The following is a 741-nucleotide window of genomic DNA, read 5'->3' on the forward strand; positions in this document are numbered from 1 at the left end:
TTTCAATGTCGGCAAGGGCGGCAAGAAGGTTTCGGGCGAGAAAATCTTTGCCGACTGCACGGCCGGCCTGTTCGACGGCTTCAGGCTCGACGAGGACGGCCGCATCTGGACGAGTGCCGCCGACGGCATCCATTGCTACGATCCGGACGGCACGCTGATCGGCAAGGTCAAGGTGCCGGAAGTCACCGCCAACTGCGTGTTCGGCGGCAACAAGCTGAATTGCCTCTATATCGCCGGCACCACGTCGCTCTACATGGTGCGGCTGATGGTCAACGGCGCCAAGACATACTGAGACTGGAGCACTGGCTGAGACTGGAGCACTGGCGGCCGTTCGACGGTTTCATCGAAGCGGGTCGCGAGCACGAACATCCCGGGAGGACAAAATGCCATTCGTCAACATCCGCATCGTCAAGGAAGTGATATCAGCCGATCCGGCGGGCAAGAAGGCGGACATCGCCAAAAAGGTGACGGCGGCCATCATGGACGCCACCGGGCTGAGCAACGACGATGTCTGGGTGGTTTTTGAAGAGATCAACGCGCGCGATTGGTACGTTGGGAAGACTGATGTGGAGACGCTGCGAAAGGGCTAGCTCGAAGGTCTGGGGTGGCCGCCGCTCAACGCGAGCGGATAAACTCCGCGAAGGCATTCAGCGCATCATGCATCGCCTGCCGGTTCCCCGGCTCGTCGAGGATGCCCTCCACCTCCGGTGGCTTCTTGCCGAGCAGGGCAATCTCCAGCAC

The 741-nt window shown here is 61.0% G+C and carries 2 protein-coding genes; both read left to right on the plus strand.

All coding sequences use genetic code 11. The annotated features are described in order from the left end of the window. On the plus strand, positions 1-292 hold a 292-nt coding region (locus EN984_RS36545), incomplete at its 5' end, for an SMP-30/gluconolactonase/LRE family protein (RefSeq protein WP_164766015.1). 91 nt (positions 293-383) lie between these two features. Then, on the plus strand, positions 384-590 hold the full coding sequence (locus EN984_RS36550) for a 4-oxalocrotonate tautomerase family protein (protein WP_127268187.1): 207 nt from the start codon (positions 384-386) through the stop codon (positions 588-590). Positions 591-741: the final 151 nt, after the last annotated feature.

Origin of the sequence: Mesorhizobium sp. M7A.F.Ca.CA.004.12.1.1 (genome assembly GCF_003997835.1) — a bacterium.
Taxonomy (GTDB): domain Bacteria; phylum Pseudomonadota; class Alphaproteobacteria; order Rhizobiales; family Rhizobiaceae; genus Mesorhizobium.

Bases quoted from the DNA above. Each gene is read 5' to 3' on its own strand.
- EN984_RS36550 (WP_127268187.1), top strand. From the start codon at position 384: ATGCCATTCGTCAACATCCGCATCGTCAAGGAAGTGATATCAGCCGAT.